This window comes from Tepidimonas taiwanensis, from assembly GCF_020162115.1.
Lineage (GTDB): Bacteria > Pseudomonadota > Gammaproteobacteria > Burkholderiales > Burkholderiaceae_C > Tepidimonas > Tepidimonas taiwanensis.
In genome coordinates this window covers 2,151,272-2,171,466 of record NZ_CP083911.1, presented here as the reverse complement: position 1 = coordinate 2,171,466, position 20,195 = coordinate 2,151,272, and the positions used below count along the sequence as shown (strand labels likewise).

The following is a 20,195-nucleotide window of genomic DNA, read 5'->3' as shown; positions in this document are numbered from 1 at the left end:
GGAAAAATCGTGGCAAGAGGTGGCTTTTCATTCTCGCGTTTGCAAGCGGGGTCGCCCGGATAAGTTTATCCGATCCGCGGTTTTCCGAAGAGAAGATTTCTGGCCCAACCTTTAAATCCCAAGTGTTTGTGCCTATTTTCCTTCTTGTCATTGATTGACGGGGCGGACGATGGGTCTGTCCCTTTTATGGCTTCGATGGCGGCATGATAGTCGGGCGACCACGGCCAATCACAAGTGATTGTAAGCGTTCCGCCAAGTGCTCCCCAGGAACGAACAATTTCTGGGGGTATCGGCAAAGTAAATTGGGGGTCGGAGCCGGTCAGAATCATGCGTGAAAATGGAGCGCTACCGCTTTCGAGTGAGCCAATGTGGATGTCATAATGCTCGGTTTTTTGAAGTTGAAGGTGTGCGGTTTTGCTGGGTTTCCACTCCCACAGAAGGTTTTGAGCTCGATCGGTGAGCGTTATCCGCCGTAAATTCCAGTAGCCTGGACGGTCCGCGGGGTCGAGGCGTAGCCGTTCGCACCGTGTGTTGGCATCTATGGTGAACTTTATTTCTTGGCAGGATCGCCCCATGGTACCGAGTGCGCACATGCGGTGACGCTCGGAGAATCCTGTGCCGTCGTCGATGTACAAACTGATGACATAACTGGCCATACTGGCATCATCGTTGTCAATGCTTTCACGTAAGGTAGGAAGATCGGGACGATCCGCGGGCGCGGCACGTATTATCCATTGATAGGCATGGGTATGTGGCTGGGCTAATAAATATTTCCCAACGGCTGGGGGTAAATTATCAAAAGGCCGGGAAAATTCGGTTTCATGCCAGGGTTGTTTGATTGGCTCTGCGGATATGGCGTGCCACCCGCATTCCGTTAGTGTTTTAATAAAAGACTGGCGCGTAAAAAATCGAACGTGCGTCCTGTCCAGCAAGCCTTCAGGGCGATATTGCCATTGCCCGTGAATTAAGTCGGCGATGAGGCCGGCATAAGATGCATTCGGGATTGAAACGAGTAACTCACCACAGTCAGTCAGAAGGGCGCGACACTGAACTAATAGCGCTTCCGGATTACGCAAGTGTTCAAGGACGTCTCCGCAGACAACCCATCGATAGCGGCGTTTGCCTACGAGTGCGAGGAGGTCCACAGATTCGAGGTCGGCTATCCAGCAATGTTGATAGAATCCTGCGGCCTGAGACGCTTCCTCCTCGTTGTGGGTGACGCCGTCTAGGGTCACGGATCGGTGAAGGCGGGTGCGAAGGTAGCGTCCGAGGGATCCTGGCCCCATACCGAGGTCCAAGATGTCACCCGGGGCCTGGAGGATGTGTGTGGCAAGGCGTACGAGCGACGCGGAGGATCGGGTGTCGAGTCGCCGTTCGTATAGGTGTACTTTTTCCGTCATCGTGACAGTGATTGGAAGTTCATGAGTGAGCGGGGCTTCGGTTGCAGTCGTCCGCGCCAGTGCGGCATGAGACGCCGTGCGCTCGTGATGTCGGCATTGACGGTTATTGCGGGCCGAGCGACCGGTCGGACGTGGAAGTTTACAGACGATCGCGGAGTAGTGCACATCGGAAACCGTAATCCGCCGAACGACGCCGGTACCGTGACATGGTTGGGGCCAGACAACGATATACCCCCTCCTGAAGTCGTTCCGCCCCCCACGGCGCTGCCCCGTTACCGGGATGTGCGGGACGCGTTGAACGCAGCGGCGAAGATGAATCGGTTAGACCCGGCAATGGTGACGGCTGTGGCAGCGGTGGAGTCGGCTTTTGATGCGAAAGCCATATCGAAAAAGGGTGCGGTCGGACTGATGCAAGTCATGCCCGCAACGGCTTTACGTTATGGCCTTACATCTGCTAACCAAAGCGACGTTGTTGAACAGTTGCTTGACCCCTGGTTGAATGCAAATATGGGGGCGTTGATACTGGCGGATTTGATGCGTAAAATGAATCGTAAAGTGGAGCTGGTATTGGCAGCCTACAACGCTGGAGAAGGAGCGGTAAAGCGCTTTGGTTCAGCAATACCGCCCTTTTTGGAGACGGAGCGTTATGTTATGAAGGTCTTGAAGTTATATGCCGCATGGTATGGTATGTAGCTTTCTTTGATAGCCGCCATTTTGTGTTGACACGCCGCAACCGCCAGTGATTATACAGCTCGTTCTCGCATTCGTCGCATCATATCTGGGGTGCTTCTTTATTTTTAAAAGTTCGCTTGGTCGGATAGGGCGATATCCACATGATCGGCCTCAAAGATTTCATTACGGAGAGGTCTCAAGGCTCGGTGGACTAGCCGTGGGCGTGTCGTTCATATCGGTCGGTCTTTTCGCAGTCAATCTGGGGCTTTATAACTCCCAAAAAATAAACGACCCGTTGAGATGGTGGGTTTGTACGGCGATTGCGGTGGCGCCAGCGTGGATCGCCGGGATCGTAGAAGATGTCACACATCGTGTGCCACCGGGTTTGCGGTTGCTGGCGACAGCGACATCCGCCGTTCTATTGGCGATATTTCTGGAATTGCGCGTAGTCCGAACGGATTTTCCGATTCTTGATTCCCTTTTAGGTCGTTATTCATTTCTGGGAACGAGCCTCGCGGCTCTTGCTATCCTCGCGATGACGCATGCCTTCAATATTATCGACGGATACAACGGCCTCGCCAGCACGGTAACGATGATGATTTTGATCGTGTTGGCTTATGTGGCGATGAAGGTAGGGGACTGGCATTATATGGCGGTTTTTGTTATTTTATTGGGGGCTACAATAGCCTTCTGGTTTTGGAATTATCCCCGGGGACTTTTGTTCATTGGCGATGGTGGTGCCTATTTGTGGGGAATTGTTATAGCTGTAGGGTCGATAGCGCTTGTGCAGCGCAATGAGGCGGTCTCGCCATGGTTTCCAGTGTTGTTGTTAGCATATCCGATATTGGAGGTTGTGTTTTCAACGTACCGTAAGATTGCAAGGGGGCAATCGCCAAGCATTGCAGATGCGTTGCACTTGCATCAGTTGATATACAGGAGGATTGTTAGGGCGACCATCGCTAGCAACAGTGCGCGTCAAATGCTGTTGCGAAATAGTCGAACCTCTCCGTATTTGTGGGGGGTGGCTATTATCGCTGTAATGCCGGCGATGCTGTTTTGGCAAAATACAGAAATTCTAATTCCTTTCTTTGTTGGTTTTGCATTTTTATACGTGATCCTGTATGTTTCCATTGTTCGGTTTAAAGTTCCAAAATGGCTAAAGCGCTGAGGAGTGAATGATGAGGGTGAATCGCATTTGGAATTTTTTATTCGTGCTCGTCCTCGCGGCGGGGGTCGCCTCCGTCTATGTATGGGGAATAAAGTATGGATACGTGTTTGATGACTTAAGGCTGGTCGATGGAACCATCCAATTGGATAAGCCGTACGCGCTTTCTCTCTCGTATCGTTCACTTTGGGTTCTAAGTTACCCTTGGATCCACCAGACGTTAGGCGAGAGCATCGTTTGGCAGCGGGTTTTCAATTTGGTGTTGCATGCAGGAAATGGTGTGCTGGTGTTTTTGCTGGCAAAAAGATTTTTGATGCATGCAATTAGCGAAGAGTGCTATAGCAGCGGGGTGTCGAGCGCGGCGTGGTTTGATGCTAATGCGCACAAGGCGTCGTTCACGTTGTATGCCGCGGTAATTCTATGGGTTCTCAATCCTGTTGCAGTATACGCGGTGGCATACCTGATTCAGCGGTCGACGCTGATGGCAACGATGTTTATCTTACTGTTCATGCTCAGCTATATTGAGGCGTTGCGTGGACTCCGTTGGTTATATGTGGTCGCCGCAGTAAGTTACGTGTTTGTACTGCTGTCTAAAGAGCATGGGGCCTCGGCCATTTTATTGACGTTGCCGTTGTATGTTTATTTTCGGAGACCGGAAAAGCGTACGCTCCTACGTGTCGGAGGCGTGTTGTTTTTGCTTTTTATGGCGGTCGTAGGGTTTGTTTTAACGAGAAAGGGTTGGAAACTTGGAGCGGCCACCGAGGATATGGTGCAGCCGTTTCTGGAAAGCCTGAGGCAACTCGGAAGTTTTTCAGATTTGGAAATTTATGTCTTTAGTGTCATCAATCAGATGTCATTATTTTTTCGCTATGCCTTCCTCTGGATTATTCCGTGGGTGGGTTGGATGAGTATAGATATTCGTGTCCCGTTCCCTACACAGTGGTTTAGTATTCAACTTTTGGGGGCGCTCGGTTACTTGGGGTTGGTGATCTATGCGATGTGGGTGATGGCTACCCGCCGTGGATTTGTGTCCCTCTTGGGTATTGTGGTTCTAATTCCGGCGGTCCTGTTTGTAACGGAATTTGCGTATGTCCGATTGCAGGAGCCGTTCGTGCTTTATCGTAGTTACATGTGGTTCTTCACGTTGCCGGTGCTCGCGTGGCTGGCTGTGTATTATCTGTCGGAGTTTCGATCGGTCGTTTTGGGGGTGCTGGTTATCTTAATATTTGGTTTTACGCTACTCTCCTATGAAAGGGTGGGAAGCTTTAGAAATGAGTACACCGTTTGGAAGGATGCGGTCGAAAAGCTCGACTTAAATGCGGGTAGTAACGTGTTTGGGCGCTGGCGTGCTCCATTAAATTTCTCTTTGGCGTTGATTAATATGGGCAGTAATGAGGAGGGTTTGCGGTATGCTGCATTATCAGATCGGCTTGGGGCGCCGAATGGTCTTGCTAAATTTAATCAGGCGGCTGCACTAAGTAATTTGGGTCAGTTGGAGGCGGCATTGGATTTCTACAATAAGGCGGAGCTTGACGGATTTACGTTGAAGGGGAGTCTCTACAAGGATAAAGGGCTTGTTCTAGCGAAGCTTGGCCGTTATGATGACGCGCTTGAGAATTTTGATTTGGCCCTAACTTTGTTGACGAGAGAGAGTGAGCGATCGCAAACATTATTGGCGGCAGGGCGCGCTGCCAACTCGGCTGGTGAGTATCGCCGAGCCATTTCATATTACCAGCAACTTTCGGAGCTACAGCCCGACGCTACAGCAGTTCCCATTGGGGTTGCATTTGCAAATTACAAATTGGGCAATGTCGATGCGGCACTCGATGCGTTGAATCGCTCTCTGGCTAAGAAGCCGACGGCGGAGGTTTTGCATGCAAGGGCATTTATTTTTAAAGAGCTTGGCAATAAAGGTCGCGCGTTGAATGATATCAATGTTGCGATAGTGCTGGCGCCGCAGAACCCAATTTATCAGCAGTTTCGAGACCAAATTCTCAAAGATTGAATGCGCGCTGCAGGGGCGGCGGCGTCCTAATACCTGTTTTATAGGGGAAAAACAAAGGGTTAAGCCGCCGCCATTTTGAGGTATGACGGAGGCATTGCTCCTTTGGCGGTCTTCGTGGGCCCAGTTGGCCGGAGTGTCGATGGAGACACCCCGCGCTGCGCGTCATTCGCGATGGCAAGCCGAAGTGCATCAACGGTTGCGGCGCGCCCAACCAAAACGGTGCCAAGCGATCGAGGCCGTCATGGGTCGCTTGAAGGTTAATCAGCGCACGGATCGCTGCCCCGTGCGGGACGGCAGAGGCGATCGGCCTTATGCGATGCCGTGCGCCACCGAGTAAAACGTCCGCTGGCTGTGGCGTATGATTGCCAAGGAGGGTATGCGAGCCTTGTCCTCGCCTCTCGCGCGCCTGATGTCGATGGCCGCGTTGGGGCGAAGATTGATCGCATTGGTCCCGTCTAACCCGCAGCTGTTCGTCGGATGAATAGATCAGGGGCAACTGCCCAGTTGCCCCGACGTCACCGGCTTGTGGATGAGTTGTTAGTCCCCGGGCGGGACGTGCTGCGGTCGCGTGAGAGGTTTTACTGTTTTAGCCCCGCCAGATCCCGTAGCACCTGCACCTTGTCGGTGCGCTCCCAGGTGAATTCCGGCTCGTCCCGGCCGAAGTGGCCGTAGGCGGCGGTTTTGCTGTAGATCGGGCGCAGCAGGTCCAGCATCTGGATGATGCCCTTGGGCCGCAGGTCGAAGACCTCGTTGACGATGGCGGCGATTTTCTCGTCCGAGATGACGCCGGTGCCCTCGGTATAAACGGTGACGTTGATCGGGCGCGCCACGCCGATCGCGTAGCTGACCTGGATCTGGCACTGCCGCGCCAGGCCCGCCGCGACGATGTTCTTCGCGACGTAGCGTGCCGCGTAGGCCGCGGAGCGGTCGACTTTGGTGGGGTCTTTGCCGGAGAACGCACCACCGCCGTGCGGGCAGGCGCCACCGTAGGTGTCGACGATGATCTTACGCCCGGTCAGGCCGCAGTCGCCCTGCGGGCCGCCGATGACGAAGCGCCCGGTCGGGTTGATCAGGTAGCGGGTGTCTTTGAGCCACTCCTTGGGCAGGACGGGCTTGATGATCTCTTCGATGCAGGCTTCGATGAACGCCGGCTTCATGTGCTTGCCGTCGCTCATCTCGGGCGAGTGTTGGCTGGAGAGCACGACGGTGTCGATGCTGTGCGGCCGCCCGTCCACGTAGCGCATCGTGATCTGGCTCTTGGCGTCCGGGCGCAGGAAGGGCAGGCGACCGTCCTTGCGCAGCTGGGCCTGGCGCTCGACGATGCGGTGCGCGTAGTAGATCGGCGCCGGCATCAGCTCCGGCGTCTCGTCACAGGCGTAGCCGAACATCAAACCCTGGTCGCCCGCGCCAGTGTTGAGGTAGTCGTCGCTGGCGTGATCGACGCCCTGCGCGATATCGTTGCTCTGCTTGTCGTAGGCGACCAGCACCGCACAGCCCTTGTAGTCGATGCCGTACTCGGTGTTGTCGTAGCCGATGCGCTTGATGGTGTCGCGCGCGACTTGGATGTAGTCGACGTGCGCGTTGGTCGTGATTTCGCCGGCGAGCACCACCAGCCCAGTGTTGCACAGCGTCTCGGCGGCGACGCGCGAGCGCGGGTCCTGCTCGAGGATGGCATCCAGGATCGCGTCCGAGATCTGGTCGGCCACCTTGTCCGGGTGGCCTTCGGAGACGGACTCACTGGTGAAGAGAAAGTCGTTCGCCATGGTGTTTACACTCCGTGTCATGTTGGGTGCCGGCGTTTCGCCGGGCCCGTGTCAAGGGTGTGATGGCGAACGCTTTAGCGGCATTTGTGAATCGCCCGCAAGTAGTTCGGTAACTCGGCGATGGGTGCGATTGTACCCGCCGGGCTCGCAGGCGCACCCGCTGCGTTGCATGTCCATGTTGATGACCCGCCTGTTCCTCTTGCTCGCCCGCTGGCCCCTGTGGGCATTGCACGCCCTGGGCTGGCTCGGTGGGTGGGTGGTGTGGCTGGCCTCGCCCACCTACCGACGGCGCTGGTGGGCGCACACCCGGCTCGCCGGGCTGCGCGGCCGCGCGCGCTGGGCGTCGGTCGGCGCCGCGGGGCAGCAGGTGGCCGAGCTGCCACGCCTGTGGTTCGGCCCGCCGGTGCCCGTGGGTTGGGAGGGGGCGGCGCACATCGACGCGGCGCTGGCGCAGGGCCGCGGGGTGCTGTTTCTGACGCCGCACCTGGGGTGCTTCGAGGTCACGCCACGCGCCTACGCCGAGCGGTTCGGGACACATGCCCCCATTACCGTTTTGTACCGCCCGTCGCGTCAGGCCGCGTTGGATGCGCTGCTGCAGCGGGCCCGCCGGCGTCCCGGCATGGCGGCCGCGCCGACGACGCTGGCCGGTGTGCGGCAGTTGATGCACGCGCTGCGCCGCGGCGAGGCGGTGGGCCTGTTGCCGGATCAGGTGCCGCCCGAAGGGCTCGGCGTGTGGGCGCCGTTTTTCGGCCGCCCCGCGTACACGATGACGCTGGCCGCGCGGCTGGCGCAGCAGCCCGGCGTGCAGGTGCTGCTCGCGTGGGGCGAACGGCTGCCGTGGGGGCGGGGCTACGTGGTGCACGTGCAGCCGTGGGCGCAGGTGATGGACGCGCCGCTGGCGGCCGATCCCGCGCAGGCGGCCGCCCAGATCAACGGCGCGATGGAGCGCCTCATTGCCCGGGCGCCGTCGCAGTACCTGTGGGGCTATGCGCGTTACAAGTCACCCCGCGCGCTGCGCTGACGCCAAGAAGCCGTCGATCAGTCCGATGACCCGCGCGGGGCGCTCGTGCAGCAGCCAGTGCGACGCGTCGGGCAGGCGCTCGATGCGCAGATCCGGAACCCACGCGTCCAGCCCATCGAGCAGCCCCGGCAGCAGCGCCTGATCCCGCATGCCCCAGATCACCAGCGTGGGCACGCGCACGTGCAGCAGGGCATTCGGCAGCGTCACGCCGGCGGCGGCCGGGTCGTCCGCGGTCGGCGGGCGCAGCGGCGAAGCGACGTAGTAATTCAGTCCCCCCTGCAGGCCGTGCGCCCACGCCGCCTCGTATTGGGTTTGCAAGGCTGGGGTCAGCCACGCCGACGTGTCGGACATGCCGCGAAAAAAGGCCCACAGCTTGGCGTAGCCATCGGCGCGCAGGCGCTCGGCCGCCTCGGGGCGGCAGAGGAAGTTCATGTAGGCACTGGCGGCCTGCTGCGCGGGCGACTCGCGCAGATCCCGCCAGAAGGTACCGGGGTGCGGGGAATTCAGAATGACCAGCCGTTCGAGCCGCTCGGGCTGTGTGGCGGCGAGGTTCCACGCCACCGCGCCGCCCCAGTCGTGCGCGATCAGCCCCGCCACCCGCCCGGGCGTGGGGCCGGCGGCGGTCACCGCGTCGATGAGCGCGGCGATGTCCTGCACGAGGTGGCGCGCCCGGTATGCGTCGGCGTTGGGGGGGCGCGCTGGAGCGCTCGTAGCCGCGCAGGTTGGGCGCGATGCAGCGCCAGCCGCCGTGTTCGGGGGCCGCGAAGTGCGCCAGTGCCTCGTCCCAGACGAACGCGGCTTCCGGGAAGCCGTGCAGGAACAGCAGCACCGGCCGGCCGGGCTGGCCGGCCGCGCGCACGCTCAGCGTGATGCCGTGCGGCAGGGCGAGGTCAAAGGTGTCGATCATGGCAGCGGGCTCCGGGGTGACATGAGGGGCCCGCCGCACCGGGGTCAGGCCGCGGGGGCGGGGTGCGCCCAGTCCCACAGGCGCTGGGCGACCGCGTCCACGCCTTGGCGCTTGAGGGCCGAGAACAGCATCGCATCGCCGCCGGCGGTCTGCAGTCGCGCAATGGACAGCGCCTTGCCTTGCTCCTGGCGTGAGAGCTTGTCCGCCTTGGTCAGCAGCACCAGAAAATCCAGCCCCTGTTCCACGCGGGGGCGGATGATCTCGAGCAGCGCCTCGTCCAACTCGGTCAGGCCCAGCCGTGCATCGCACAGCAGGACGACGGCGCGCAGGTTCGGACGGCTGACGAGGTAGTTCGCCATGACCTGCTGCCAGCGGCGTTTGGCCGCCTGCGGGACGGCGGCGTAGCCATAGCCCGGCAGGTCCGCCAGCACTGCGTCGGTCTGCCCCCCCTTGCCCAGCGCGAAGAGCACGATGCTCTGCGTGCGGCCCGGCATCTTGGAGGCGAACGCGAGCTGCCGCTGCTGCGCCAGTGTGTTGATGCAGGTGGACTTGCCGGCGTTGGAGCGGCCGACGAAAGCGATTTCGGGGACGTCGAGCGCTGGCAGGTGCGGCAGTTGCGGTGCTTCGGTCAGGAAGCGGGCGGTGTGCAGCCACGCGCGGGCACGCGCGGCGGCGTCGATCGGGGCAGAGGTGGGGGATGGTTCGGTCATGGGCGCAGGTGCCGGCATTGTAGAATCCATCACGTCTCGTCGTGCGTCCGCCCCGTCGGCAGGACACGCGTGTTTTTGCGCCTCTCCCGCGTCCCTACCATGAAGCCCATCGTCACGCTCATCGGCGCCGTGTTGGCGGCCACCCTGTCCTGGTCTGCACATGCCCAATCGGCCCAGCCCGACCCCAAGCGCGGTGCCGCCCTGTTCGGCCAGGTCTGCGTGGCCTGTCACGCGGCCGATGGCAACTCGACCACCGCGGCGAATCCGAAGCTCGCGCAGCAGCACCCGGAGTACCTGATCAAGCAGCTCAAGGAGTTCAAATCCGGCAAGCGCGCGAACGCGATCATGGCGGGCTTCGCCGCCCAGCTGTCGGATCAGGACATGGTCGACATCGCCCACTGGCTGGCCAGCCAGAAGGCGACGACCGGCTTCTCGACGAACGCCGAGCTGGTGCGGCTGGGCGAGCGCATCTACCGCGGCGGCATCGTCGACCGCCGCATCCCCGCGTGCGCGGGCTGCCACGGCCCCAGCGGCAGCGGCATTCCGGCCGAGTATCCGCGCCTGAGCGGTCAGCACGCCGAATACACCGCCGCGCAGCTCAAGGCGTTCCGCTCCAACGAGCGCGCGAACAACAAGCCGATGCACGAGATCGCGCGCTACCTGACGGATACCGAAATCGCGGCGTTGGCGGACTACATCGCCGGCCTGCGCTGATCGGTCGGCGCGACCCCACGGGGCGGCGGGTCACCGATGTCGCGGCTCCGTCAAATATCAGTATCCGGTAATATAGGGCGCGAGAGCCGTCCGCTGGACGTGGAACCAACCCCGTGTCCCCGTATCTGAGCCGAGGCAGGCCCGTTGACGGCCTGCCTTTTTTGTCCCGACCCTCCGCATGAGCGCCTCCACCGCCGGTATCGAAATTCCGACACAGTCCCGCCGACTGGCCGCGGTGGTCGAGCTGCTGTCGTCGATGCGCTTTGCGATCGCGCTGCTGACGGTGATCTGCATCGCGTCGGTGGTGGGCACGGTGCTCAAGCAGCACGAGCCGATCAACAACTACGTCAACCAGTTCGGGCCGTTCTGGTCCGAGGTGTTTGGCCGGCTGAGCCTGTATGCGGTCTACAGCGCGTGGTGGTTCCTGCTGATCCTGGCGTTTCTGGTCGTGAGCACGACGCTGTGCATCGTGCGCAACACGCCCAAGATCATGGCCGACCTGCGCCAGTTCAAGGAGCACGTGCACGAGCGCAGTCTGCAGGCCTTTCACCACAAGGCGCAGGCCGAGCTGCCCGAGGCCCCGCGGGCGGCGGCCGAGCGCATCGGTCAGGCGCTGGTGGCGCAGGGCTGGAAGGTGCGGCTGCAGTCGCGCGAGACGCCGACCGGCACGGGCTGGATGGTGGCGGCCAAGGCGGGCGCGGCCAACAAGATCGGCTACCTCGCGGCGCACGCGGCGATCGTCGTCATCTGCATCGGCGGACTGCTCGACGGTGACCTGATGGTGCGGCTGCAGATGGCCTTCGGCGGCAAGGAGCCGTTTCGCGGCGGTGGCGCGATCGCCGAGGTGCCGGACAAGCACCGGTTGAGCGACGCCAACCCGACCTTCCGCGGCAACCTGCTGGTCACCGAGGGCACGCGCGCCGGTGTGGCGGTGCTCGCGCAGCCCGAAGGCGTCATCCTGCAGGAGCTGCCGTTCGACGTCGAATTGAAAAAGTTCATCGTCGAGTATTACGACACCGGCATGCCGCGGCTCTTTGCCAGCGACATCGTGATCCACGACCGCTACACCGGCGAGGCGCGGCCGGCGCGGGTCGAGGTGAACCACCCGGTGGAGCACCGCGGCATCCAGATCTACCAATCCAGCTTCGACGACGGCGGCTCGCTCGTCAAGCTGCGGGCGCTGCCGATGGGGGCGAGCGTGCGGCCGTTCGAGGTGCAGGGCCGCATCGGTGAGGCGACCACGCTGACCAACGGCAGCGAGCGGCTGCGGCTCGAGTTCACGGGGCTGCGCGTCATCAATGTCGAGAACATGGGCAGCGCCAACGCCGCCGCCACCGACGTGCGCGCGGTCGATCTGCGGCAGGCGATCGAGGCGCGCCTCGGCGCGGGTCACAAGACCGTGAGTGAGCGCACGCTGCGCAACGTCGGCCCCAGCGTCACCTACAAGCTGCGCGACGAGGCCGGCCAGGCGCGCGAGTACCACAACTACATGCTGCCGATCGAGCTGGACGGGCAGCGCGTGTACCTGTTGGGCGTGCGCGAAAGCCCCGCGGAGCCGTTCCGCTACCTGCGCGTGCCGGTGGACGACAACGACGCGATGGACGGCTTCCTGCGGCTACGCGCGGCGCTGGCCGATCCGTCGATGCGCGCGGAGGCGGTGCGCCGCTACGTCGCGCAGGCGGCGCAGGGCCAGCCGGCGCCGGTGGCGCAGGCGCTGGCCGGATCGGCGCAGCGCGCGCTGGCGCTCTTCGCGGGCGAGGACCCGGAGATCGAGCGCCTGCCGCACGGCGGCGCGCCCCGGCTGGGCGGGTTGCAGGCGCTGTCGGCCTTCATGGAGGCCAACGTCCCGGAAGCCGAGCGCGAACGCGCCGGCGAGGTGTTGCTGCGCATCCTCAACGGCACGCTGTTCGAGCTGTACCAGCTCAGCCGCGAGCGTGCCGGGCTGCCCGCGGCCGCGCGCGACGACAAGACCGCGAACTTCATGACGCAGGCGGTGCTGAGCCTCTCCGACGCGTTCTTTTACCCCGCGCCGCTGGTGCTGCAGCTGCAGGATTTCGAGCAGGTGCAGGCGAGCGTCTTCCAGGTGGCGCGTGCCCCTGGCAAGACCATTGTCTATCTCGGGTGCGTGTTGCTGATCGTGGGCGTTTTTGCGATGCTGTACGTGCGTGAGCGGCGCCTGTGGGTGTGGCTGGCACCGCAGGACGGCGGCGCCCGCGCCACGATGGCGCTGTCGAGCAACCGCAAGCTGCTCGACGACGACCGGGCTTTCGAACGCCTGCGGGCTTTGTTGACTTCGCCTTGAGACGGAGCGCGTGACATGACGACGATGACGGAGACGATCGATCTGCACCGGCAAAGGGGCACCGAGGCCACCGCCGGGTGGCGCGGCTGGTTGGCGCGGCGCACGCGCTGGGACTGGCTGTACGCAGCGCTGGTCGTGGTGGCGACGGTGGTCGCGTTCGCGGTGTACGGCGAGCGCATGGACGGTTACGAGCGCGCCATCCTGACGGGGACGGCGCCCAGCCTCATCGCGCTGGCGTGGTTCTGGCGCCCGGTGCAGCCGCTCACCGTCGTCGTCGGGGCGCTGTCGTTGCTCGCGATCGGCCTGTACCAGGTGGACGGGCGCGCGGACCTCGCGCGTGCCGATCAGGTCTTCCTGCTGAAATATTTCCTGTCCAGCCAGTCGGCCATCCTGTGGATGAGCGTGCTGTTTTTCATGAGCACGGTGTTCTACTGGATCGGGCTGCTGGCACCGCGCGGCGACACGGCCGAGCGCCTGGGTTCGCGGCTCGCGTGGGTGGCGGTGACGCTGGCGCTGGTGGGCACGATGGTGCGCTGGTACGAGAGCCACCAGATCGGCCCCGGCATCGGTCACATCCCGGTCAGCAACCTGTACGAGGTGTTCGTGCTGTTCGCATGGCTGACTGCGGCGTACTACCTGTACTACGAGGACCGCTACCAGACCCGCCGTATGGGGGCGTTCGCGATGCTGATCGTCAGCGCCGCGGTCGGGTTCCTGCTGTGGTACACCGTCGTGCGCGAGGCGCACCAGATCCAGCCGCTGGTGCCCGCGCTACAGAGCTGGTGGATGAAACTGCACGTGCCCGCGAACTTCATCGGCTACGGCACCTTTGCGATCGCGGCGATGCTGGCGTTCGCCTACCTGATCAAGCAAAGCGCCGCCGAGACGCGCTGGTGGAAGCTCGCGCCGCTGTGGCTGCTGGGCATCGTGCTGTGTTTCGAGCCGCTCGTGTTCCGCCAGGGCGCGGCCGAGAAGGGCGGTGTCTACTGGTCGATCTACTTCGGGGTGTCGGCGCTGATCGTCGGCGGCATCCTCGCCGCGCGCCGGCGTATCGCCGAGCGGCTGCCGAGCCTGCAGGTGCTCGATGACGTGATGTACAAGGCGATCGCCGTCGGCTTTGCGTTCTTCACCATCGCGACGGTGCTGGGTGCGCTGTGGGCCGCCGAGGCGTGGGGCGGCTACTGGAGCTGGGACCCGAAGGAGACCTGGGCGCTGATCGTCTGGCTCAACTACGCGGCGTGGCTGCACATGCGGCTCATGAAAGGGCTGCGCGGGACGGTGGCGGCGTGGTGGGCGCTGGTCGGCTTGGGGATCACGACCTTTGCGTTCCTCGGCGTCAACATGTTCCTGAGCGGCCTGCACAGCTACGGGTCGCTCTGACGCGGGTTTCCGCCATGACGCCGCGGCCCAGCGAGATCACCCCGCGCGCGGTGTACGAGAACCGCCGCGCGTGGTTGCGGCGGGCAGCGGGGCTGTCGGTGGGGGCGGCTTTGGCTCCCGCCGCGCAGCCGGTAACGGCGGGCACAGCGTCCGCGGTCGTCGATCCCGCGCCCCGTCCCGGTCGGCGGCCTCCGCTGCTCGCCACCCCCAGCACCGTGCCCGGGGCGCGCACCGTCGAGGCGCTGACGCCCCACGAGCTGGTCACGCAGTACAACAATTTCTACGAATTCGGCGTCGACAAGGAAGACCCCGCGCGTCTGGCGCACCGCATGCGGCTGCGGCCGTGGACGGTGCAGGTCGACGGGCTCGTCGCCCGGCCGCGTACCTTCGACATCGACGAATTGCTCCGGCTCGCGCCGATGGAGGAGCGCATCTACCGGCTGCGCTGCGTCGAGGGCTGGTCGATGGTGGTGCCCTGGATCGGCTATCCGCTCGCGGCGTTGATCGAGCGCGTGCAGCCGCTGGGCAGCGCCAAGTACGTCGAATTCCACACCCTGGCCGACCGCGAGAGTATGCCGGGCCTGCGCTCGAACGTGCTGCTGTGGCCGTATGTCGAGGGGCTGCGGCTGGACGAGGCGCGCCACCCGTTGACGCTGTTGACCTTCGGGCTCTACGGCGAGCTGCTTCCCGCGCAAAACGGCGCGCCGCTGCGCGTGGTCGTGCCGTGGAAATACGGCTTCAAGAGTAGCAAGTCCATCGTGCGCATCCGCTTCGTCGAGCGCCAGCCCGCGACGGCCTGGACCGTGGCGGCACCGCACGAATACGGCTTTTACGCCAACGTCAATCCGGACGTGCCACACCCGCGCTGGAGCCAGGCCACCGAGCGGCGGCTGGGGCAGGGCGGGCTGTTTGCGCCGCGCATCAAGACGCTGCCGTTCAACGGTTACGCGGAGCAGGTGGGTCACCTCTACGCGGGCATGGACCTGCGGCGCCATTACTGAAACCGAACCGTGCCGGCCGCTGTGAGCGTCAACCGCGCGTTACGTGCGGCCAAGCCGTGGGCGCTGGCGCTGTGTGCCGTGCCGGCGCTGTGGCTGTGGGCGATGGCCCTGGCCGACCGGCTGGGAGCCCATCCGGCCGAGGCGCTGATCCGCGGCCTCGGGGACTGGGCGCTGCGGTTCCTGTGGCTGACGCTGGCGGTGACGCCGCTGCGGTGCTGGACGGGTTGGGGGGCGCTGGCGGGTTGGCGCCGCGGGCTGGGGCTGTGGGCGTTCGCGTACGCCACCGTGCACCTGACGGCGTACGCGTGGCTGGATCAGGGCTGGGACGTGCGTGCGGTGTTGCATGACGTGGCCCAGCGCCCGTTCATCCTCGTTGGGATGCTCGCGATTCTGGGGTTATTGCCGCTGGCGGCCACTTCGTTCGATGCGGCGATCCGGTGGCTCGGCGCACTGCGCTGGCGGCGGCTGCACCGGCTGGTGTACGCGGTCGCGGTGCTCGCCGTCCTGCACTTTTTCTGGATGCGCAGCGGCAAGCGGCTCTACGGCGAGGTGGCCGTTTACGCGGGGATCCTGGCGGTGCTGCTGGGCTGGCGGGTGTGGGACGCCATCAGTCGAGCGCGAGCGCGCGCTCCTGACGCCACAGGTCGCTGACCGATTCGCGGGCGCGGATGAGCTGGGCGCGATCACCACTGACCAGCACTTCCGCCGCCTTGCCGCGGCTGTTGTAGTGGCTCGCCATGCTCATGCAGTAGGCGCCCGCGGAGCCCACCGCGAGCCAGTCGCCGGCCTGCACGGCCAGCGCCCGTTCGCGGCCCAGCCAGTCGCCACTTTCGCACACCGGGCCGACGACGTCCCACACGACCTCGGGGACATCGTGGCGCGGGCGCACCGGCGCGATCGCGTGGTAGGCCTCGTACATCGCCGGGCGCGGCAGGTCGTTCATCGCCGCGTCGACGATCAGGAAATTTTTCGCGGCACCCGGCTTGGTGTAGAGCACTTGGGTGACGCAGATACCGGCGTTGCCCACGAGCGAGCGGCCCGGTTCGAGCAGCAGCCGCCGGTGGCCGTGTCCGCGGGCATCCAGGCGGGCGAGCAGCACCTGCCACAAGGTGTCGGCCGCGGGGGGCTGCTCCCCGCGGTACTCGATGCCCAGCCCGCCGCCCAGGTCCAGGTGGTGCAGCGGGATGCCCGCAGCCTCGATCGCTTCGACCAGGTCGAGCACGCGCTCCAGCGCGTCCAGGTACGGGCCGGTGCTGGTAATCTGCGAGCCGATGTGGCAGTCGATCCCGACGACCTGCAGGGCGGGCAGGCCCGCCGCGTGCCGGTAGGCGTCCAGCGCCTCGTCGTGCGCGATGCCGAATTTGTTGTCCTTCAGGCCCGTAGAGATGTAGGGGTGGGTCTGCGCGTCCACGTCCGGATTGACGCGCAGGCTCACCGGCGCGCGCACACCCAGTTCCCGCGCGACCGCATCGAGGACCTCGAGTTCGGCGCGGCTCTCGACGTTGAAGCAGCCGATGCCGGCCTGCAGGGCGGCACGCATTTCGGCGCGCGTTTTGCCCACGCCCGAAAAAACGATTTTGTCGGGTGCCGCACCCGCGCGCAGCGCCCGCGCGAGTTCCCCGCCCGAGACGATGTCGAACCCGCAGCCCGCGCGCGCAAACACCTCCAGGATGGCCAGCGTCGAGTTGGCCTTCATCGCGTAGCAGATCAGCGCGTCGCGCCGGGCCAGCCCGCGTTGGTAGGCGGCCACCGCGGCGCGCATCGCCGCCGCGGAGTAAACGAACAACGGCGTGCCGTGCGCGCGCGCCAGGTCGGCCACGCGCACGCCCTCCACCCACAGCTCGCCGTCGCGGTAGGCAAAAAACGGTGCGCCCGGCAGGTACGGGGCGGCGGTGTCAGCGTGGGGCATGGGGGGTGGCCTGGGCGCGTGCGGTGGAGGAGGGTGACGGATACGGGGCCGCCGCGTCGGATGCCGCGTCGGCTGCTGCGGTGGGGGCGCCTGTCGGCGGCGCGGCGGTGGCAGGCTCGGGCGGCAGCGTGAGCGGGCCTTTCTGACCACACCCCGACAGGGACAAAGCCAGCCCCGCGGCGCACAGCCACCACCGGGCTCCTACAATGCGGCGGTCTCTCAGCATCCGCGCGATTGTAGTGATGACCGACCTCGAATACCTGGACCGTGCCGAAGCCGTGCTCAAGGCGGTGGAGCTCAACTGCGACCGCCTCAACGAAACGACGGACGCCGACATCGACAACCAGCGCGTCGGCGGGATGGTGACGCTGACCTTTCGCAACGGCAGCCAGATCGTGATCAACCTGCAAAAGCCGCTGCACGAGATCTGGATGGCGTCGCGCTCCGGCGGCTACCACTACCGCTTCGACGGCGAGCGCTGGATGGACACCAAGGGCGCCGGGGAGTTTTTCGCGCATCTGTCGCGCGAGGCGTCGGCCCAGGCGGGCGTGCCGCTGACCTTCACGCCTTGAGGGGGCGCCCTGAGGGGCACCGGCCGCTCACTGCCGGAACAGGTCGAGGATCCCGCGTTTTTCGCCGGGGTCGGTGCCACCGTCCGGCGGCGCGCCCTCCGGCGGCTGCCCGACCGCGTCGTCGAAGCCGAGACGCCGCACGTAGCTGCCGTCGGCGTACTCCTGGTACAGCCAGTCGCCGCCGGCAAAAGCGACGCCGGCTGGTACCGCAATTTCTTGCACGGGGGTGTTGCGCAGTGCCTGCCCCATGAAGTCGATCCAGATCGGCAGCGCCAACCCACCGCCGGTGGCGCGCCGCCCGAGGTTGCGCGGTTGGTCATAACCCAACCAGACCGCGGCAGACAGCGTCGGGTGGTAGCCCACAAACCACGCGTCCTGCGAGTCGTTGGTGGTGCCGGTTTTGCCGTACAGGTCCGGCCGTTTGAGCACGGCCTGTGCCCGCGCCGCGGTGCCGGAGCGGGTGATTTCGTTGAGCAGCTGGCTCATCACGAAGGCGTTGCGCTCGGGCAGCGTGCGGTTGGCTTCGTCCGGTGCCCGCGGCGGCACCTCCAGCAGCACCCGCCCCTTGGCGTCGGCGATGCGGGTGATCAACACCGGCGGCAGATAGTGCCCGCCGTTGGCAAACACCGCATAGCCCGCGGCCATCTCCAGCGGCGTAACGGCACCCGCCCCCAGCGCCATCGTCAGGTACGGCGGGTGCTTGGCCGGATCGAGCCCGAAGCGCGTGATCCACGCCTGCGCCGACTGCGTGCCGACCGCGCGCAGCACGTGGATCGACACCATGTTCTTCGACTTGGCCAGCGCGGTGCGGATGGTCATCGGCCCCTCGTATTGGCCGTCGTAGTTTTTCGGCTCCCACGGCTTGCCGCCTGTGACGCTGGCCGGGAAGAAGAGCGGCGCGTCGTTGACCACCGTCGCGGGCATGATGCCCTTTTCCAGCGCGGCGGAGTAGATGAACGGCTTGAAGCTCGAACCCGGCTGGCGTTGGGACTGCGTGACGCGGTTGAACTTGTTGCGCTCGAAATCGAACCCCCCCACCAGCGCGCGGATGCCGCCATCGCGCGGGTCGACAGCGACGAAGGCGGCCTCCACCTCCGGCAGCTGCGTCAGGTACCACCCCTGCGCGTCCTTGGCGACGCGCACCACCGCGCCCGGGCGCAGCTTCAGGTTTGGCGGCGCGGTTGCGCTCAGGCCCGACCGCACCGACTCCAGCCCGGCGCCGGTGATCTCGATCGGTGTGTCGTCGCCCCGCACCACCACCACTTTGCGCGCATCGGTCGACAGCACCACCGCGGTCAGCAGCGGCTCCTCGTCCGGCACCGCGGCCAGCACGTCGTCGATTGCGGCTTGGCGCGCGGCGGGTTCCTGCGGCAGCTCGATGAAGCGCTCGGGCCCGCGGTAGTGCTGGCGCCGCTCGAACGCCAGCACCCCCTGGCGCACCGCGCGCCACGCGGCGCGCTGCAGGCCCGCGTCGATCGTCGTGTGCACCTGCAGCCCGGCGGTGTAGGCGTCTTCGCCGTAGCGCTCGACGATGGCCTGGCGCACCATTTCCGCGATGTATTCGGCGTGCAGGGCCTGTTCCGCCTCCTGCGGGCGGCGCAGCCGCAGCGGCTCCTCGCGCGCGGCCTTGGCCTCGGCTTCGGTGATGAAGCCGTTTTCCAGCATGCGGTCGATGATGTAGAGCTGGCGCGCGCGCGCGCGCTTGGGGTTGCTGATGGGGTTGTAGGCCGACGGCGCCTTGGGCAGGCCGGCGAGCATCGCCGCCTCCGCGATCGTGAGCTCCTGCAGCGACTTGCCGAAGTAGGTGCGCGCCGCCGCCGCGAAGCCGTACGAGCGGTGCCCGAGGAAGATCTGGTTCATGTAGATCTCGAGGATCTGCTCCTTGGTCAGCAGGTGCTCGAGCTTGAACGTCAGCAGGATTTCGTAGATCTTGCGCAGGTAGCTCTTTTCGCTGGAGAGGTAGACGTTGCGCGCCACCTGCATCGTGATCGTGGATGCCCCCTGGCTCTTGGCCTCGCCGAGGTTGGCCAGCGCCGCGCGCAGCAGGCCGCGGTAGTCCACCCCGCTGTGCTCAAAGAAGCGCGCGTCCTCGATGGCGAGCACCGCGTTGATCATCACGGGCGGGATGTCCTCAAAAGGCACGACGATGCGGCGCTGCTCACCAAACTCCCCCAACAAAGTGCCGTCCCGGGCGTAGATGCGCAGCGGCAGTTTGGGCCGGTAGTCGGCCAGCTCGCTCACATCCGGCAGGTTGGGGTAGGCCATCGCCAGACCGATGGCCAGCAGCATCGCGGCGGACAACGACAACGCACCCAAGACACCGACGATTGAGAACACCCATCGCCGCAACCCGGACCGGGGACGGGGTGACGGTGGAGAGGGTGTGTCGGTGGGCATCAACGATCAGCGGCGGTCGGGGCGACAGCGCTCGGGGTCAACAACCTTGTGAATTATAGGTTGGGGGGCTAGGGGCGCGCGCCACACGTGCACAAGAGGGCTCCATACGAATCGGCCAAAGCTGTCGGTTTCAGGCAACGGATCGCGTGGCACACAACGCCTTTCGCACACCAAATCGGCTCGCAACGGATGATGAAGTGATAGTATTCAGCGGTACGTTGCATGGGCAACGCAACGGGATCGGCGTGTACGCATGCGCGTCCGATTTGGGTGAATT

Annotated in this window: 16 protein-coding genes and 1 pseudogene; 10 read left to right on the top strand and 7 right to left on the bottom strand. The window is 64.3% G+C overall.

All coding sequences use genetic code 11. From position 1 onward, the window contains the following. Positions 1-65: 65 nt before the first annotated feature. Positions 66-1,400 (bottom strand): class I SAM-dependent methyltransferase, encoded by a 1,335-nt coding sequence (locus tag LCC91_RS10315; protein WP_082007409.1) that lies wholly within the window; start codon positions 1,398-1,400, stop codon positions 66-68. Between the two features lie 21 nt (positions 1,401-1,421). Here LCC91_RS10315 and LCC91_RS10310 point away from each other — a divergent pair, with 21 nt between their 5' ends. The 3 genes from LCC91_RS10310 (at position 1,422) to LCC91_RS10300 (ending at position 5,242) form a co-directional block, all read left to right on the top strand. Then, entirely contained in the window at positions 1,422-2,093 is a 672-nt protein-coding gene (locus LCC91_RS10310; protein WP_082007408.1) for a lytic transglycosylase domain-containing protein, read from the top strand. A 196-nt stretch (positions 2,094-2,289) separates the two neighbouring features. After that, positions 2,290-3,240 carry an MraY family glycosyltransferase gene (locus LCC91_RS10305; RefSeq protein WP_224440915.1) on the top strand — a complete coding sequence of 317 codons (951 nt, stop codon included), beginning with the start codon at positions 2,290-2,292 and terminating at the stop codon, positions 3,238-3,240. 10 nt (positions 3,241-3,250) lie between these two features. Then, on the top strand, positions 3,251-5,242 hold the full coding sequence (locus tag LCC91_RS10300; protein WP_185974849.1) for a tetratricopeptide repeat protein: 1,992 nt from the start codon (positions 3,251-3,253) through the stop codon (positions 5,240-5,242). Between the two features lie 578 nt (positions 5,243-5,820). Here LCC91_RS10300 and metK read toward each other — a convergent pair. Next, the gene (gene metK, locus LCC91_RS10295; RefSeq protein WP_043703638.1) at positions 5,821-7,005 is read right to left on the bottom strand and encodes a methionine adenosyltransferase; all 1,185 of its coding nucleotides are present in this window, start codon (positions 7,003-7,005) and stop codon (positions 5,821-5,823) included. Positions 7,006-7,186: 181 nt separating this feature from the next. Between metK and LCC91_RS10290 the strand changes: the two genes are divergently transcribed. Continuing rightward, a complete protein-coding gene (locus tag LCC91_RS10290) occupies positions 7,187-8,026 on the top strand; it encodes a lysophospholipid acyltransferase family protein (protein ID WP_043704091.1) in 840 nt (279 codons plus the stop codon). Here the strand turns inward: LCC91_RS10290 and LCC91_RS10285 are convergent. Together LCC91_RS10285 and yihA are read right to left on the bottom strand one after the other, a co-directional pair. Further along, positions 8,006-8,933 (bottom strand): annotated as a pseudogene (locus tag LCC91_RS10285) (alpha/beta fold hydrolase). The gene LCC91_RS10290 and the pseudogene LCC91_RS10285 overlap by 21 nt on opposite strands. Positions 8,934-8,977: 44 nt before the next feature. Next, positions 8,978-9,643, bottom strand: coding sequence for a ribosome biogenesis GTP-binding protein YihA/YsxC (yihA, locus tag LCC91_RS10280; RefSeq protein WP_052231799.1), 666 nt, complete (start codon positions 9,641-9,643; stop codon positions 8,978-8,980). 99 nt (positions 9,644-9,742) lie between these two features. On the opposite strand from yihA, the gene LCC91_RS10275 reads away from it, so the two are divergent. The 5 genes from LCC91_RS10275 (at position 9,743) to LCC91_RS10255 (ending at position 15,691) form a co-directional block, all read left to right on the top strand. Next, positions 9,743-10,357 (top strand): c-type cytochrome, encoded by a 615-nt coding sequence (locus LCC91_RS10275; protein WP_043703640.1) that lies wholly within the window; start codon positions 9,743-9,745, stop codon positions 10,355-10,357. A gap of 178 nt (positions 10,358-10,535) precedes the next feature. After that, positions 10,536-12,659 carry a cytochrome c biogenesis protein ResB gene (locus LCC91_RS10270; RefSeq protein ID WP_143897331.1) on the top strand — a complete coding sequence of 708 codons (2,124 nt, stop codon included), beginning with the start codon at positions 10,536-10,538 and terminating at the stop codon, positions 12,657-12,659. A gap of 15 nt (positions 12,660-12,674) precedes the next feature. Continuing rightward, positions 12,675-14,039, top strand: coding sequence for a c-type cytochrome biogenesis protein CcsB (ccsB, locus tag LCC91_RS10265; RefSeq protein ID WP_082007743.1), 1,365 nt, complete (start codon positions 12,675-12,677; stop codon positions 14,037-14,039). Positions 14,040-14,053: 14 nt separating this feature from the next. Continuing rightward, complete coding sequence (gene msrP, locus LCC91_RS10260) at positions 14,054-15,040, top strand: protein-methionine-sulfoxide reductase catalytic subunit MsrP (protein ID WP_043703643.1); 987 nt, start codon at positions 14,054-14,056, stop codon at positions 15,038-15,040. A 9-nt stretch (positions 15,041-15,049) separates the two neighbouring features. Next, complete coding sequence (locus LCC91_RS10255) at positions 15,050-15,691, top strand: protein-methionine-sulfoxide reductase heme-binding subunit MsrQ (RefSeq protein WP_224440913.1); 642 nt, start codon at positions 15,050-15,052, stop codon at positions 15,689-15,691. Here LCC91_RS10255 and lysA read toward each other — a convergent pair. Beyond that, the gene (gene lysA / locus LCC91_RS10250; protein ID WP_043703649.1) at positions 15,648-16,949 is read right to left on the bottom strand and encodes a diaminopimelate decarboxylase; all 1,302 of its coding nucleotides are present in this window, start codon (positions 16,947-16,949) and stop codon (positions 15,648-15,650) included. The genes LCC91_RS10255 and lysA overlap by 44 nt on opposite strands. After that, positions 16,936-17,175: an LPS translocon maturation chaperone LptM gene (lptM, locus tag LCC91_RS10245; RefSeq protein ID WP_082007744.1), complete on the bottom strand. Its 240-nt coding sequence runs from the start codon at positions 17,173-17,175 to the stop codon at positions 16,936-16,938. The genes lysA and lptM overlap by 14 nt, the downstream gene beginning before the upstream one ends. 16 nt (positions 17,176-17,191) lie before the next feature. Here lptM and cyaY point away from each other — a divergent pair, with 16 nt between their 5' ends. Then, positions 17,192-17,521, top strand: a complete 330-nt coding sequence (gene cyaY / locus LCC91_RS10240) for an iron donor protein CyaY (protein ID WP_043703651.1) — start codon at positions 17,192-17,194, stop codon at positions 17,519-17,521. Between the two features lie 27 nt (positions 17,522-17,548). On the opposite strand, the gene LCC91_RS10235 is transcribed toward cyaY, so the two are convergent. Continuing rightward, a complete protein-coding gene (locus LCC91_RS10235) occupies positions 17,549-19,918 on the bottom strand; it encodes a penicillin-binding protein 1A (RefSeq protein ID WP_143897332.1) in 2,370 nt (789 codons plus the stop codon). Positions 19,919-20,195 lie beyond the last annotated feature (277 nt).